Here is a 14,756-nt window from a genome sequence, read left to right as displayed (position 1 = left end):
AAACTTAAATGTACGTTATTAAATCTCTACCAGCTTTGACCACGTTAAAAAATCTAAGCCGCTATAGCGCCTACGCTATGGCGCTTAGCATTTGTGTTGGTATATCAGCAAGCACTGCCTCACCCACTACTGGTAACCTTAATCAAAATTTATCATCTTGGCAGCAAATAGAGGCGCAAGGGGAAAACCAAGACGTCTACTTTTATGCATGGGGCGGTGACCCGCAGATCAATGCCTATCTACAGTGGGCCGCCAAGCAAGTCGATGATAAATATAATATTAACTTGGTTCATGTCAAACTGAGCGACACCAGTGAAGCTGTCAGTCGTGTACTTGCAGAAAAGTCCGCCAATAACAATGATAAAGGCAGCGTTGATCTCATCTGGATAAATGGTGCCAACTTTGCCACCATGAGTGAGAATTCATTACTACTGAAACAATGGGCGAACAAGCTGCCTAACTTTGCATTGACCGATCCAGAGAATAATCCTGCCGTTAGCTTTGATTTTGGTGTACCGACCAATGGTATGGAAGCGCCATGGGGACAAGCCTCGCTGACCTTTTATTACGATAGTTTATCAACGAATAAGCCACCAGCCACTTTAAATCAGCTGATTAATTGGACAGCGCAAAATCCTGGACGCTTTAGCTATCCAAAGCCGCCTGACTTTTTAGGCATGAGCTTTTTAAAATATGCCTTAGTCATGCTACACGAGCAACATGATGCTAAGACAGGCGAAAATACCAAGGCACAGCTCAACCTGCCAGCCACTGAGAAAAATACAGATATTATACTAGCCCCTTTATGGACGTTTCTAGATGATTTACATCCAACTCTATGGCGTAAGGGTGAGCAATTTGTGCAAACGGGCGCGCACATGCGGCGTTTGGTCGATGATACCGAGCTTAGCTTGGCCTTTACTTTTTCTGCACCTGAAGTACCCGCAGCCGTGCAGCGTTATGATTTACCCCAGAGCATTCGTAGCTACGCAATGAGTGATGGCAGCTTAAGCAACACCCATTTTGTGGCGATTCCTTATAATGCCAGCCATCCACAAGCCGCGCAGCTAGTGGCAAACTTTTTGCTGAGCCCAGAAGCACAAGCAAAAAAGCAAACGCCTGCTGTATGGGGTGATAAAACTGTACTCGTCCCCTCTACGCTCAATCCTGAACAACAAGCGCTATTTAAAGACAATAAACCACACCCTAGCGCCCTGCCCTTTGATAGCATCAAACGCACCGTGAGTGAACCACATCCAAGCTGGGTTGATGCGATTATGCAAGGCTGGCAAACACGCTATGGGGTCAGCCCATGAGTGAAGATTCTAATAATAAAACGGCTAAGAAAAACGTCGATTTTGCAACAAAAACTGGCATGAAAACGCCTTATCAAACAGACCTATTTACACGCATCGTCTCCTTAAGTCCGAGACTCTTACTGCTACTGCTAATATTACCAGTACTCGGTGGTTTACTCAGCGTGCTGTTACCTGCCTTTAGCTGGGTGCCCGCACTTGAGAAAACGATCATTAGTCTACAAGGCTTTAACGATCTTTGGCAGACGTCTGGTCTTACCCAAATGGTAGCGTTAAGCATCGCTACTGGATTAATCAGCACGCTATTCGCTTTTGTCATGACCTTAATGATTTTGGCGGCGTTTTTTAATAGCGTTTGGCTGACCCGTATTGAGCATTTATTGAGCCCAATCTTGGTCATTCCTCATGCAGCGGCAGCCATCGCGGTTGGATTTTTAATTGCGCCTTCTGGTATGTTTTCACGCCTTATTTCACCGTGGCTAAGCGGTTGGGAGTTGGCGCCAGGCGGGATGTTTCCGCATGACCCCTACGGCATCAGTATTATCTTGGGTTTAACCTTAAAAGAGCTGCCGTTTTTATTATTAATGGCGCTAGGTGCTTTGGCACAACCAGAGCTTGGTAAAAAGCTACGTCAGCAGTATAAAGTTGCGCTAAATCTCGGCTATTACCCCATTACTGCCTTTTTTAAAGCGGTACTGCCTGTCTTCTATCCTTTTTTACGTTTGCCTATCTTAGCCGTGCTCGCCTATGCCAGTGCCAGCATAGAGATGCCATTGATATTGGGTCCGAACACGCCGCCAACACTGGCGGTCACTATCATGCAATGGTTTAACGATGTTGATTTAAACTTACGTATAAAAGCCTCGGCAGGCGCGTTGTTACAGCTGGCGTTGACGGGTGGTTTAATCGCCTTATGGCTAGGCGCTGAGAGAATCCTTAAAACTTGTTTTAATGGTACGTTGGTCAATGGCAAGCGCAACTATGCCGATGCACTATGGCAAAAAACCACCGCAGCGTTGACCGCTGTGGTGATTGGCTTTATCTTGCTAGCGCTCATTGGGCTGGTAATGTGGTCAGTGGCTGGTTTTTGGCGCTTTCCCGCCGTATTGCCAGAGCAGTTGGTGTTATTACATTTTCAAAGCGCCTTTACGCAAATGTGTACGCCGTTATTTAATACCGTTGCTATCGGTATCGTGAGTACCGTATTTGCCATTGTGCTGACTTTATTGTGTTTAGAAGCGGAGCAATTAAGTAAAAAGCCACTTTCAAAATTTACCAGTTTAATTATCTATTTGCCGCTGTTAGTGCCCAGCATTGCCTTTTTATTTGGCTTAGTATGGCTACAGCAACTGGTTAATAACCAAACGGCGTTTTTTAATGTGGCATTTACCCATCTGCTCTTTGTGCTGCCCTATGTATTTTTATCGCTTGCTAGCAGTTATCGACGTCTAGACCCTCGTTTTGCTCATGTAGCGGCAAGCCTTGGTGCGACGCCAGCCAAAGTATTTTTGCAGGTGAAATTACCACAACTGTTTGCGCCACTGTTAATTGCTATCGCTCTTGGTTTGGCGATTAGCTTCGGTCAATATTTGCCGACATTATTAGCAGGCGGCGGACGTATCGCCACCATCACCACAGAAGCCGTAACCCTCGCTAATGGTGCCAGTAGACGCACTAGTGCAGTGTATGCCATCATCCAAATGGCGCTACCCTTAGTTGGGTTTATATTGGCGTGGGTATTGCCAAAGTACTTCTTTAAAAGTGGTAAAAATAGCAGCCGTTAAAACGTTTTTTGAAATACATTCGTTTTGAAGAGCACTGATTCTAAATAGCACTGATTTTGAAAAACAACTCACCATAAAAACGCAGATAAAGGGCTCTTGATGCAATCCTCTTTACAGATAAAAAACTTGCAGTTATATCGACAAGGCGAGCTATTACTGAGCTTAGATGAGCAGATTGCTGGTGGTGAAATACTAACCATCATGGGTCCATCTGGTAGTGGTAAATCAAGCTTGTTGAACTGGCTCACAGGTATATTGCCAAATGGTTTCACCGCTACTGGTGAGGTTTGGTTAAATGATAAAAATGTAAGCCATCTGCCGACGCACCTGCGTCATATTGGGGTACTGTATCAAGATGCTCTGCTGTTTTCGCATTTATCGGTCGCAGGTAATATTGCTTTTGCGATGCCTCAAGACAATAAGAATAGCGCTGAGAAGCTCAATAAAAAACAGCGCCGTGAAAAAATAGAGCAGGCACTTGAACAAGTTGGTCTAGCAGGTATGGGAAATCGCCATCCCGATAATTTATCAGGCGGACAACAAGCACGCGTGGCGCTACTGCGCACTTTGCTCAGCGCACCAAAAGCGATACTACTCGATGAGCCTTTTAGCAAGCTTGATACCCAACTTCGAGTAGATACGCGGCAACTGGTATTTGAGCAAATCCGCACTCATAAACTTCCCGCCATCATGGTCACCCACGATTATAGCGATGCCGAGGCCGCAAACGGTAAAGTCATTCATTTAGAACTGTAGTTTTAGAGTTATCGTTTTATACATAAAGTCTTAAACGTCAAAGCGAAATACAAAAGGCAAGCGCATGCTAGATAAATTTATTACGCCCATGATTAAGCCGATACTAAGCCCTGTCGTCGTTGTGTTACATAAATGCGGTATTACGGCTGATCAACTCACGGTGGCAGGCTTTTTAATCGGTATGTTAGCCTTGCCGTTACTCGCATTTGAGCTTTGGTATGGCGCACTGGCAGCCATTGCATTAAATCGTATTTTTGATGGTCTTGATGGCGCTTTAGCCCGTTATGCAAAGCAAAGCTCAAGCGCAGGCGGCTACTTAGATATTACGCTCGACTTTTTATTTTATGCCGTCATCCCGCTGGGTTTTATCTTGGCAAATCCTGAACAGAATGCCATTGCTGGCGCTTTATTACTCGCGACCTTTATTGGCACAGGCTCTAGCTTTTTAGCGTTTGCCATTGCTGCGGAAAAGTTTACACTGGATAAACCACAGTTTAAATATAAAAGCTTTTATTATTTAAACGGTTTGACTGAGGGCACCGAAACCATCGCACTGTTTGTCGCTTTTTGCCTGTGGCCACAGCACTTTGTATTACTCGCCAGCATTTTTGCCACTGCCTGCGCGATTACGATTTTTACCCGTATCCATGGCGGCTACCATACCCTTAAGCAGCTAGAAATAGATAAAAACAGTATATAAATAGAATAAGTTAAGAGGCAGCTAATGACTAACGAAGTATGGTGGCGGCTTGGGTTCTTTTTAAGCATTTTGGTGATTATGATGCTGATAGAATGGCGCATGCCTGCACGTCAAGCACCGATCAAAAGCAGCAAACGCTGGTTCGCTAACTTTGGCTTGGTTTTTATCTCGTCAGTTATTGCTCGTCTAGCGGTGCCTGTCGGTCTAACGGCTGTAGCGCTTTATAATCAGCAGCATGGGATTGGTCTATTTAATATCATCAATTTGCCAAGCATCGTCGTCGTCATACTAAGCTTGATATTGCTCGACATCATCATTTACTGGCAGCATCGATTATTTCACCGCGTACCTATTCTATGGCGTTTACATAAAGTCCATCACGCTGATGCGCATGTTGATGCCAGCACAGGGCTTAGATTTCATCCCATTGAAATCGTTTTAAGCATTCTAGTAAAGCTCGCTGCCGTTAGCTTATTGGGTGTTCCTGCCATCGCTGTATTGATATTTGAGATTGCTTTAAATGGCTTAGCGATATTTAACCATGCCAATATTCGCCTGCCACCTGCGCTTGAAAAACCGCTGCGATTAATATTAATGACCCAGATTTTGCACCGTATTCACCATAGCCAACGCGTTAGTGAGACCAACTCAAATTATGGCTTTAGTGTCATTTGGTGGGATTGGATTTTTGGTAGTTATAAGGGTAAAGCAAAGCAGTCTGATAATGAGCTAGATATTGGACTAAAAGAGTACCCAGCAGCCAAACAAAATGCCTCGCTATGGGGATTGTTAACCATGCCCTTTAGCAATGACTTGGTTAAGAAAAACAAATAACTGTCGTGATGCCGCCTAGCTTTGAATGTAAGTCGAAGTTACAAACAACTTGAGCATTCACTCAAATATAATTTGAACGATTACTCAAAATCGATTATAGTAGCTGCAGTTGTTGAGCGACTCACAAAAATCTCACTTATTAAATTGAGCAATCACTCAACTATATAATAGGTTCTCAAATCGCTTCTACACACTTACTTTTACAACAATTCACTAATAATTATCCGAAGGACTTTCACATGACTGAATTTACTCTACACGACAAAGACACAGCCCCAGCAGAAAGTAAAGATTTGCTTGATGTATCTATCAAAGCATTTGGCAGAGTCCCAGGTCTACATGCCGTCATGTCTGAAGCACCTGGGCTATTAGAAGGCTATCAACGCCTGCATCAGTTGTTTTTAGACAGCAGTTTCGATGATGAGGAAGTCACGGTCGTATGGCAAACCATCAACGTAGAACATGAGTGCCATTACTGTGTACCCGCTCATACTGGTATAGCAAAAAGCATGAAAGTGGATGACGCAATCACTGATGCATTACGTAATGAGACACCACTACCAACTGCAAAACTAGAAGCATTACGCAACTTTACGCTATCAGTCGTTCGTGATCGTGGTAATGTGAATGATGACGCAGTGCAAGCGTTCTTATATGCAGGCTTTACTAAACGTCAGATTTTGGAAGTGGTTCTTGCAGCGGCTCAAAAATTGATGAGCAACTACACCAACCATTTGGCCAACACGCCAATCGACAAGCCTTTCCAAAAGTTTGAATGGCATAAAGCTGTCTAATTATATAAGAACCACATAAGGAGCCACTATGAGTAATTTAAAAAAGCCATTACGAATAGATATCGTGTCAGACGTGGTCTGCCCTTGGTGCGCTATCGGCTATAGTCAACTAGCCGAGGCATTAAAACAAACCAACACTCCACACGAGATTCACTGGCATCCATTTGAGTTAAATCCTAATACACCGCACGAAGGACGAAACTATCGTGAGCATATCATGGAGAAGTACGGTACGACTGCTGAGGACATTCAAGAGAACCGAGCTAGAATGACAGAAGTAGGTGCTGAAGCTAGATTTAATTTTCAGTTTACCGATGACTTTCGTACTTACAATACTTTTAATGCGCATCAGTTGCTGCATTGGGCCGATCAACAAGGGCGTATGCACGAGCTAAAACAAGCATTGTTCGTCGCACACTTCGTCGATAATCAAAATATATCAGATTATAGTGTGCTTGCCGATGTTGCGGCCGATGTTGGACTGGATCGTAGCGAAGCACTAGCGGTCTTAAAAGATCAGCGATTTGCTGCAGCGGTAGAAAAAGAAAAGCAGCATTGGCAGCAACAAGGCATTCAAAGTGTGCCATCTATGGTTTTCAATGAGCGTCATTTAATTAGCGGCGCACAAGGTATTGAAAATTATAAAAGCATTTTGCAGCAGTTAGCTGACATGCCAGACTAAACCATGAAGTCATGGTTTAGTCTTCAAAGCTAAGGGTTTTAGAGTTACTGTATAGCCCGAGACTATACAGTAACTCTAAAACCCTTTTTTTCATACCAAAAATATCTTAGCAATCAGCCTTACTTAATCGGCAATACCCCTTTAGCAGTGCTTATTTGCAAATAGTCCACATGCACACTACACTTCAACAGGTTTATCAATACGCAGCGCTTCTATAGAGAGCGCCATATCTTCAGCCAACGCTTGCACCGCTGCACTCTCGACATCACGCTGCGCAAAAGCACGCAATCCCATCACTTCAGCCTGCAAGCGACGACCTAACCTAGTCGGATCCAACTTACTATCAAGCTCACCCAGCCGCTGTGCTTCGGTAAAGTAATTTATAAAACGCAGCTCCATACCTGCCAGCAGCATTTCAACTTTTTGTAGCGCTGTCTGCTCACGAGCACCAAGCTCCAGTAAGCTTTTGACCAGCATGCAAGCCTGACTCGGCAGCCCTTTATCACGAATACCGCCCAGCTGACGCACGAAAGCGGCTAACCCCAACAGTGGCGATTGATAAGCGCCCATTACCCGCTCAAGCTCACTCAAACCTAGGCGAGCATAGTAGTCTAATGCCTCTTGAAATAATCCATCTTTACTGCCAAACGCAGCATAAATGCTTCCTGGACGCATATCGAGCGCCTCTTCTATGTCTTTTAACGAAGTAGCATGAAAGCCTTTTTGCCAAAAAAGCTGTAACGCGCGTTCTAAGGCATCCTGACGGTTATAAAGTGCGGTACGTGACATAGTTTCTCCATCTCAAAAGCTGTAATCTCATATAAAAACAAGCACAGCGATAAAATTTGAATGATTGCTCAATTTTATATCGAATGGTATTCTTAGTCCAGTAAAGTTAATTTACAAAGCAAATATCTTATTTAGCCATTGGTAGCAATATTAATGGCTAAATAAGATATGAAAGCGCCCAACGTTTAATGACTCAATAGCACATGCTTGCTTTTTTGATACGCAGACAAGCCATCTACACCCAGCTCACGACCGATACCGCTTTGCTTAAACCCGCCCCACCCTGACTCTGGCAGTACAATTTGCTGTTCATTGATCCAGATATGACCCGCTTGAATCTGTAGCGCCATCTCTACGGCCGCCGTTTCATCAGCGCTGACAATGCTCGCGGCCAAAGCAAACTGGCTATCATTGGCTAAAGCAATCGCCTCTGCATGGTCGGTAAACGTTTGACTCACTAAGACCGGCCCAAAAACCTCTTCTGTCCATAACTGACTGGTCACTGGAACATTGGTATAAATCGTCGGCATCGCAAAATACCCTTGTCGATTTAAGATCTCACCACCTGTGAGACAAGTCAGGTTTTCGGCAGCAGCGATGTCGAAATATTTTTTAACTTGATTCAGCTGCTGCTCACTAACCATTGGGCCCATTTGCGTGTCAGTGTCAAAGCCATCACCCATTTGCAAACTTTCTGTCTTAACTTTTAATGTGTCGAACAACGACTGAGCAATGCTTTCATGAACGAGCAGTCTTGAGGTGGCTGAACAGATCTGACCAGCATTGGTAAATATGCCACCGATGATTAAATCACAAGCATGGTCGATATCAGCATCTGCACATACGACGATGGCTGACTTACCGCCCAGCTCTAGACTGATATCTTTGATACCTTTTGCCGCTTGGCTCATTACCTTTTCACCAACGGCGTTGCTACCAGTAAAAGAAATTTTGTCGATTAATGGATGGCAGGTCATGGCAGCGCCCACTTCAGCTGCACCCGGTAAAATATTAACGACTCCTTTCGGTAGTTTAATAGCAGACAATATATTGCCCAGCATCAACTCTGGCAATAATGTCACCTCAGAGGGCTTTAATAGCACCGTACAGCCTGCAGCCAATGCAGGGGCTAACTTCCAAGCAGTGGTCACCATTGGAAAATTCCACGGGACAATAAGAGCGCAAATACCAACAGGCGCATACGTTTTTAGCAAACGTATGCCTGACTCGCTGGTGGATACCTCCGACCAAGTCGCTTGTTCTGTGATGAGATTGGCATAATAACGATAGCAGGCAATGGCATCGCTCACGTCTATTTTTGCCTCTTCAATGGGCTTACCGTTATTTAAAACAGACAATCCCACCAATTTGTCAAACTGCTGCTCCATCTTCTCGGCAATGGCATTGAGATACGATGCACGCGTGCTTACGGTGGTTTGCGACCAAGATGGATACTCCGCAGAAGCCGCATTGACTGCCATTTCTACCTGTGTCTTGGTACACAATCGAGTGGTAGCGATGATTGTTCCCGAATTTGAATCATATAAGTCATAACTTGAATCATGATTCGAGTCATAGCTATCAGCATCAGCATCAGCAGTATCGGTAGCAGGCACTTCAATAGTCATCCATTCGCCATTTATATAGGCTGCATTTAACATCACTTCATCTTGAACCGTTTGGATGGCGCTTTCTCTCGTTAAACTGTTAGCATTCGTCATTTCCATGATGGTCAATCACCTTATATGGTTTGATATAATTTTTTTATACCTATTGTCTTTGATTGTATTTATAAGTGTCTCTGTCAATCATTCGCTAAGTAATCAGTTTATTCTTTAGTTAGATAAACCGATTATTTAGCACATTATCTCGTTATGCTAGAGGCTGGGTTGATATTGGCTACATGGCTAATAAAGTAGATGCGCCACTGAGGTAATCACCACCAAACTGATCAGAGTACGAAGAATAAAAATCATAAACAGCTCTAACACATTAAGCTTGATGTTTGATTTCAAAATCAGCGCGCCCACTTCAGACATATAAATAATCTGAGTAATAGAACATGCACCAACGATGAATCTTGTCATCTCACTCTCAATACTTTTGCCGACCAAGGCTGGCAAATACATATCCGCAAAGCCCATAATCATCGCTGGAGCCGCCTCTGCTGCCTCTGGAATCTGTAACAAATCCAGCAATGGCACTAACGGTGCAGACAACCATTTAAACACAGGCGTGTACTCGGCTAAGCCCAGACCAATCGTACCAATTGCGAAAATCACGGGGATTAGCCCAAAATAGATATCGAATAAATTCTTTACACTACGTTTGAACACTTGACCCAGACTTGGCATTGAGTGCGCGCGCGTCACAGCACGATTGACCGCCCATTGATAGGTCGTGTACTGAGCAGGAATCCCTTCATCAAGCATGCTTTTGCCAGAATGATAAGTGTCAGGCTTTAAGGAGAGTGGCGGTATACGCGGCATAATAATCGCAGCGACAAAGCCCGTCAAAGCAATGGTCAGATAAAAATAAACAAAGTTATCGTCCACGCCGATGGTTTTGGCGACGACATAAGTAAAAGCGATCGAAGTCACCGAAAAAGTCGTCGCGATAATCGCCGCTTCACGCTGGCTATAGTAGCTTTTATCATACTCCTGCATAGTGACCAGTAGACCGATAGAAGCTGCGCCAAACCAAGAGGACATGGCATCTACCGCTGAGCGTCCTGGCAACTTAAACAGCTTGACAAATATTTTGCTCGCCAGTGTGCCCAAAAACTCCATCAAACCAAAATCCGTCAAAAACGGTAACGATAAAATGGCGAAGAAAAACAAAGGAATCAAAATTGGTATCAAATCTTCGAAAATGACGCCGCCGGTATTACGATTAATAATAAACTCAGGGCCGACTTGCAGATAAATCATCCAGACAAACACCATCCCTAACAATCGGGCAGTGAGCCAAAACCAATCAACATCGAAGAGTTTTTTGACCATAGAGTCTTCATGCAGGTTGGGCTTTAACACCTTCACAGCCAACGCCCCAAGAAAGGAAGTCGTCACGATTGCCATTGCCACATAAACGACAGAACCGCCCAACAAAGCTTGCAAAGCGTCCGTCAACACACCCAATAAAATCGTAACCTTTCCGTCCCATTGAAACGGAATAATAAATAGTGCAATACCCAATGCTGAAAACAATAAAAACTTCCACATTGACGCACGCCACTGCTCTCCTTGCGGCGTTTCTGAATCGACAACATCGTTTCCTAATATCGGTTTCTGCGACTTATCGAGATAATTCGTCATTTAATTCCTCCTTGATGGGCGACGATCGCCAATTTTTCCATTTTGCTGTCTGACCAATGCCTGGATTTAGCGAATTGGTCGGATCTAGTTTTTTATAAAAAGTATGTAGTGCAGGTTTTGCGGTATAGACATGACCCACGTTGTGTTCAGCAGGGTACTCTATACGACGTCGATCATAAAACGCCAATAGCTCATTCTTGAATTTTTTTGCATCCACCTCGGGGTGTAGCAGATAATCTTGATGCATGACATGGCAAAAAAAATGTCCCAAATAAAAGGTTTTACTGACCTGCTTTTGTAAATTAATAGGTAGCACTTCATCCCAATCTACGGCATTCCTTGGTAAGGCAATGTCGGTAGATAATAGCTCGCCAAACCTTGTGTAGTTAAGATTGTGATAACGAAACATGGCAGCGGTTGCCGCACTACGAAACACCAATAATGCTTGGGATTCTGCTGCTGTACAGAGATGTACGACGCCTTGATGCTGCTGCATATGAGACTGTAGAAATACTTGAGCGGCGGCAATATGACCATGACTGCCGCTATTATTGCCATCGCTATTATCATCGTACGTATTATTGCCATCCGCGACTTTAATGATTAAATGATAACGATAGGAACACGCCTGCTTCGCCAAAGAATTGGGTAATGACGGCGGCATGAAAATACCAGTCATTTGTAGCAGCCGATCTGGTAAAGTCTGAGGCAGTCGCCATTTATCCAAATAATAGCCAATCTTGGCTTGTAACCGATACAATGCTCCTATCTTACTGGCTGGCAGTTTTCGCATACTCAAACAAGTATCGCGGCCATAGCGCATGGTAATATCGTTGTAATCTTGATGCATATATTCTGCCAAAATAGGCAGGTTTAGCTCGCTTTTTAGCCACTGTTGCCTGAGTGTGGTCAAAGTATTGGCGTCATTGGTCGAGATATAAAACGTTTGCTCTTGCGTCGGTTTGGCAAATGTCGCGACTCGAACCGCAAAGACGATGACTTTGCCTGCTGAACCAGAGGCTTCATATAATCCGTTAGGGTCATTATTAAATCTGGCAGGTGTGTCTGCCTCGCAATCACGCACCTTGTGTTGATAATGGTGATTTGTACAGGACTTACTGTTAGCACTCTCTGGATTTTTATTGAACGTGCCAGTTTGTAAGTTTTCAAGCATCTCTTCTGGATCTACACCTAAATCAATGCCTAAGTGATTGATTAATTCAAACTCACCCATGGAATTACGTTTGGCAAATAGCGACATCTCGGTATACGCCGGACCACGCTGCACCAACATACCGCCAGAGCTGTTGCAAATACCGCCAATCACTGAAGCACCAACACAACTTGAGCCCAGCACTGAATGCGGCTCACGCCCTAACGGCGCAAGCTTGTATTCTAATTGCTGAAGGGTGGCCGCTGGCAAGGCAACCAGCTCTGCTGCACCATTGAGCAGATGAACACCGCCCAATAGTTGCATAGAAATCACGACGACTGCTCGATCGTACTCTCCATACGGTGTCGAGCCTCCGGTCAACCCTGTGTTAGCAGCCTGAGCAATAATAATCACATCAGCCGCCGCACAGAGATTAATGACGCGCCATAGTGCCACAAGAGAGTCTGGTATCACAACTGCCGCGACAGCATCGGTGATAGAAGCAATCGCCCCTTGTGTATACGACTGCTGCTGGCTGGGTTTGGTCAATACGTTGGTCGCGCCAACAATCGCGGATAAATCCATTAACAAGCTTGCCAGCGAGGTACTTAAGCGACTAGACGAGCGGTTAGCATGTGGCATCATAGACGTTCTTCCTTGAGCGACCAGCCTTTATTATGCTTAGTGTTGGTATAGTTGGTTCAATATAATTTAGATACAAGGAAGGCGAGTGAAAGTACTACAAATAGTAGACTAAGCAAGCCTGACACCGTATCTGATTTATATAGGATTAACTATATTGTTAGCTAAAGCAGGTGAACGTCTTACCCATTTCAATCAAAAAGTCATCGGCTTCATCAACTTCATAGATGATGGGTTGCTTGCCCTTGATGTCTTCTTTTAAAGCGTCGAGCAATTGCTGTTTGGCTGTGATTCTGCGATAACCTGCACCAAACCCTGCTGCCAGCGGCTCAAAGTTTGGCGTCTTAATATTAACCCCGATTAGTGGCAATCCACCCTCTTCCATATAACGACGAATTTCGCCATAGCCTTGGTTGTTCCACAGCAGCACAATCAATGGCAGCTCAAGCTCGGCGGCACAGATGAGTTCTGCGATGGTAAACTGAATACCGCCGTCGCCAATCAAGCTGACCACTGCACTGTTGGAACCAATCATGGCACCAATGGCAGCAGGCAAACCATAACCTAACGTGCCAAACCCTGTTGACGAGTTAAACCATCGACGCGTCGCCAATGCCTCAAAACCAAGATTGCCGCTATAGACAGGCTGCGTTGAATCACCAACGAAGATGACGTCTTTCACTTCATCTCGAATCAATTGAAGTAGCGCATTTTGCCCAGCAAAGTCTGGTGTCATTCCTGCTAATAGTGCTTGTTTTGCCTCATTTACTCGTGATACCGCTTGATGATTTAACACCTGACCCTTTAAACGACTACATAGACCACTTACCGCCATTTGCGCATCGGACAATACTGCGATATCGGCTCTAAAAGGACGCTGTAATTGCTGGGCATCGCAGTCGATACGAATCAGCGTGCCATTGATTTTAAACTCGCCATTAAAGAACACATCATAATCAGTCTCACTCAGCTCAGTACCAATCGCCAATACCCAATCAGCCTCAGAAATAACGGCGCGACCTGCCTCTAATGACTGATTGCTACCCAAACTTAATGGGTGGCTAGGTGGCAGCAAACCTTTGGCATTGATGGTTAAAAACGTCGGTGCATCGATAAGCTCTGCCAGTTTTTGCGCGTCATGATCGACATCGACGCAGCCACCACCATAAAGTATCACTGGATTTTTTGCCGCTTTTAGAGATTCAACGATCAAATCTAATTGCGCAGGATTGGGCAGCGGTCTCATTACTTGAGGTAACGTTAAACCATGTGCATCAGTTGAATTTTTTACAAATTTATTTAAATAATTAGAGGGCTTTGCGACATGGCTGGCATCTGCGGTAATCACATCAATGGGCAACTGGATATGCACTGGCCCTGGACGTGCGCCATTAAATAATGCAAACGCTTCAGCGATGACCTTGGGTAGCGATTCAGGCTGCCAAATAGTTTTGCTCATGAGTGTAACCTTACTGACCATGCCTTGCTGATCGTGCAATTCATGCAAGTGCCCTTCACCGCTGCCCGTATCTGCCACTTTATTAACACTAGAAATCACTAGCATCGGTATAGAGTCTGCCAACGCCTGCGCCATGGCTGTCATGATATTGGTCATACCGGGGCCTGTGATAATAAAGCATACCCCGACTTTGCCAGACGCTCGGTAATAGCCATCAGCCATAAACCCCGCGCCTTGTTCATGACGCGGCGTCACGTGGCGGATGTTGGTGTTTGGTAGACCACGATATAGCTCGACCGTATGCACACCCGGAATACCAAATACGGTCTCTACCCCATAATACTCTAGCCACTGTACAAGCAACTCACCACATGTCAGAGACGGCTTGGCGGGCGCTGAAGAAGATGTTTGAAGCGTTTGCGTCATGAGTTAATCATCCTAAAAAGTTCAATCGCGTTTAAATAAGTTGTTCAGTGTTAAACCCAAACTGCCCTTTAATCCCTTATAAAAAGCAGCTTAATAAAAGCAGTTTG

The 14,756-nt window shown here is 44.6% G+C and carries 12 protein-coding genes; 7 read left to right on the top strand and 5 right to left on the bottom strand.

What is annotated here, in order from left to right:
* Positions 1-8 precede the first annotated feature (8 nt).
* From JFC08_RS10800 to JFC08_RS10770, 7 genes are all read left to right on the top strand, one after another.
* Entirely contained in the window at positions 9-1,316 is a 1,308-nt protein-coding gene (locus tag JFC08_RS10800) for an ABC transporter substrate-binding protein (RefSeq protein ID WP_198330691.1), read from the top strand.
* A complete protein-coding gene (locus tag JFC08_RS10795; RefSeq protein WP_244656506.1) occupies positions 1,313-3,100 on the top strand; it encodes an ABC transporter permease in 1,788 nt (595 codons plus the stop codon). The genes JFC08_RS10800 and JFC08_RS10795 overlap by 4 nt, the downstream gene beginning before the upstream one ends.
* Positions 3,101-3,199: 99 nt before the next feature.
* The gene (locus tag JFC08_RS10790) at positions 3,200-3,856 is read left to right on the top strand and encodes an ATP-binding cassette domain-containing protein (RefSeq protein ID WP_198330690.1); all 657 of its coding nucleotides are present in this window, start codon (positions 3,200-3,202) and stop codon (positions 3,854-3,856) included.
* A gap of 64 nt (positions 3,857-3,920) precedes the next feature.
* Positions 3,921-4,556, top strand: a complete 636-nt coding sequence (locus JFC08_RS10785; protein ID WP_198330689.1) for a CDP-alcohol phosphatidyltransferase family protein — start codon at positions 3,921-3,923, stop codon at positions 4,554-4,556.
* Positions 4,557-4,580: 24 nt separating this feature from the next.
* The gene (locus tag JFC08_RS10780) at positions 4,581-5,390 is read left to right on the top strand and encodes a sterol desaturase family protein (RefSeq protein WP_198330688.1); all 810 of its coding nucleotides are present in this window, start codon (positions 4,581-4,583) and stop codon (positions 5,388-5,390) included.
* Between the two features lie 239 nt (positions 5,391-5,629).
* A complete protein-coding gene (locus JFC08_RS10775) occupies positions 5,630-6,184 on the top strand; it encodes a carboxymuconolactone decarboxylase family protein (protein WP_198330687.1) in 555 nt (184 codons plus the stop codon).
* Positions 6,185-6,212: 28 nt separating this feature from the next.
* Positions 6,213-6,866: a DsbA family oxidoreductase gene (locus JFC08_RS10770; protein ID WP_198330686.1), complete on the top strand. Its 654-nt coding sequence runs from the start codon at positions 6,213-6,215 to the stop codon at positions 6,864-6,866.
* A gap of 177 nt (positions 6,867-7,043) precedes the next feature.
* On the opposite strand, the gene JFC08_RS10765 is transcribed toward JFC08_RS10770, so the two are convergent.
* From JFC08_RS10765 to JFC08_RS10745, 5 genes are all read right to left on the bottom strand, one after another.
* Positions 7,044-7,655, bottom strand: a complete 612-nt coding sequence (locus tag JFC08_RS10765) for a TetR/AcrR family transcriptional regulator (protein WP_198330685.1) — start codon at positions 7,653-7,655, stop codon at positions 7,044-7,046.
* A 185-nt stretch (positions 7,656-7,840) separates the two neighbouring features.
* A complete protein-coding gene (locus tag JFC08_RS10760; RefSeq protein WP_198330684.1) occupies positions 7,841-9,382 on the bottom strand; it encodes an aldehyde dehydrogenase family protein in 1,542 nt (513 codons plus the stop codon).
* Positions 9,383-9,562: 180 nt separating this feature from the next.
* Entirely contained in the window at positions 9,563-10,969 is a 1,407-nt protein-coding gene (locus JFC08_RS10755) for a YjiH family protein (protein ID WP_198330683.1), read from the bottom strand.
* Positions 10,950-12,767 (bottom strand): D-lactate dehydrogenase, encoded by a 1,818-nt coding sequence (gene dld / locus JFC08_RS10750; RefSeq protein ID WP_198330682.1) that lies wholly within the window; start codon positions 12,765-12,767, stop codon positions 10,950-10,952. The genes JFC08_RS10755 and dld overlap by 20 nt, the downstream gene beginning before the upstream one ends.
* A 157-nt stretch (positions 12,768-12,924) precedes the next feature.
* On the bottom strand, positions 12,925-14,649 hold the full coding sequence (locus tag JFC08_RS10745) for a 5-guanidino-2-oxopentanoate decarboxylase (RefSeq protein ID WP_198330681.1): 1,725 nt from the start codon (positions 14,647-14,649) through the stop codon (positions 12,925-12,927).
* Positions 14,650-14,756: the final 107 nt, after the last annotated feature.

The sequence above is a fragment of the Psychrobacter cibarius genome (assembly GCF_016107535.1).
GTDB classification, from domain to species: Bacteria; Pseudomonadota; Gammaproteobacteria; order Pseudomonadales; family Moraxellaceae; genus Psychrobacter; species Psychrobacter cibarius.
Note: the sequence above shows the minus strand (reverse complement) of the source record. Positions and strands in the feature narration are given on the sequence as shown.

What these genes read in the sequence shown, in the direction of transcription:
- JFC08_RS10800 (WP_198330691.1), top strand. Translation starts at nt 9, where the DNA reads ATGTACGTTATTAAATCTCTACCAGCTTTGACCACGTTAAAAAATCTA.
- JFC08_RS10795 (WP_244656506.1), top strand. Translation starts at nt 1,313, where the DNA reads ATGAGTGAAGATTCTAATAATAAAACGGCTAAGAAAAACGTCGATTTT.
- JFC08_RS10790 (WP_198330690.1), top strand. Translation starts at nt 3,200, where the DNA reads ATGCAATCCTCTTTACAGATAAAAAACTTGCAGTTATATCGACAAGGC.
- JFC08_RS10785 (WP_198330689.1), top strand. Translation starts at nt 3,921, where the DNA reads ATGCTAGATAAATTTATTACGCCCATGATTAAGCCGATACTAAGCCCT.
- JFC08_RS10780 (WP_198330688.1), top strand. Translation starts at nt 4,581, where the DNA reads ATGACTAACGAAGTATGGTGGCGGCTTGGGTTCTTTTTAAGCATTTTG.
- JFC08_RS10775 (WP_198330687.1), top strand. Translation starts at nt 5,630, where the DNA reads ATGACTGAATTTACTCTACACGACAAAGACACAGCCCCAGCAGAAAGT.
- JFC08_RS10770 (WP_198330686.1), top strand. Translation starts at nt 6,213, where the DNA reads ATGAGTAATTTAAAAAAGCCATTACGAATAGATATCGTGTCAGACGTG.
- JFC08_RS10765 (WP_198330685.1), bottom strand. Translation starts at nt 7,655, where the DNA reads ATGTCACGTACCGCACTTTATAACCGTCAGGATGCCTTAGAACGCGCG.
- JFC08_RS10760 (WP_198330684.1), bottom strand. Translation starts at nt 9,382, where the DNA reads ATGGAAATGACGAATGCTAACAGTTTAACGAGAGAAAGCGCCATCCAA.
- JFC08_RS10755 (WP_198330683.1), bottom strand. Translation starts at nt 10,969, where the DNA reads ATGACGAATTATCTCGATAAGTCGCAGAAACCGATATTAGGAAACGAT.
- dld (WP_198330682.1), bottom strand. Translation starts at nt 12,767, where the DNA reads ATGATGCCACATGCTAACCGCTCGTCTAGTCGCTTAAGTACCTCGCTG.
- JFC08_RS10745 (WP_198330681.1), bottom strand. Translation starts at nt 14,649, where the DNA reads ATGACGCAAACGCTTCAAACATCTTCTTCAGCGCCCGCCAAGCCGTCT.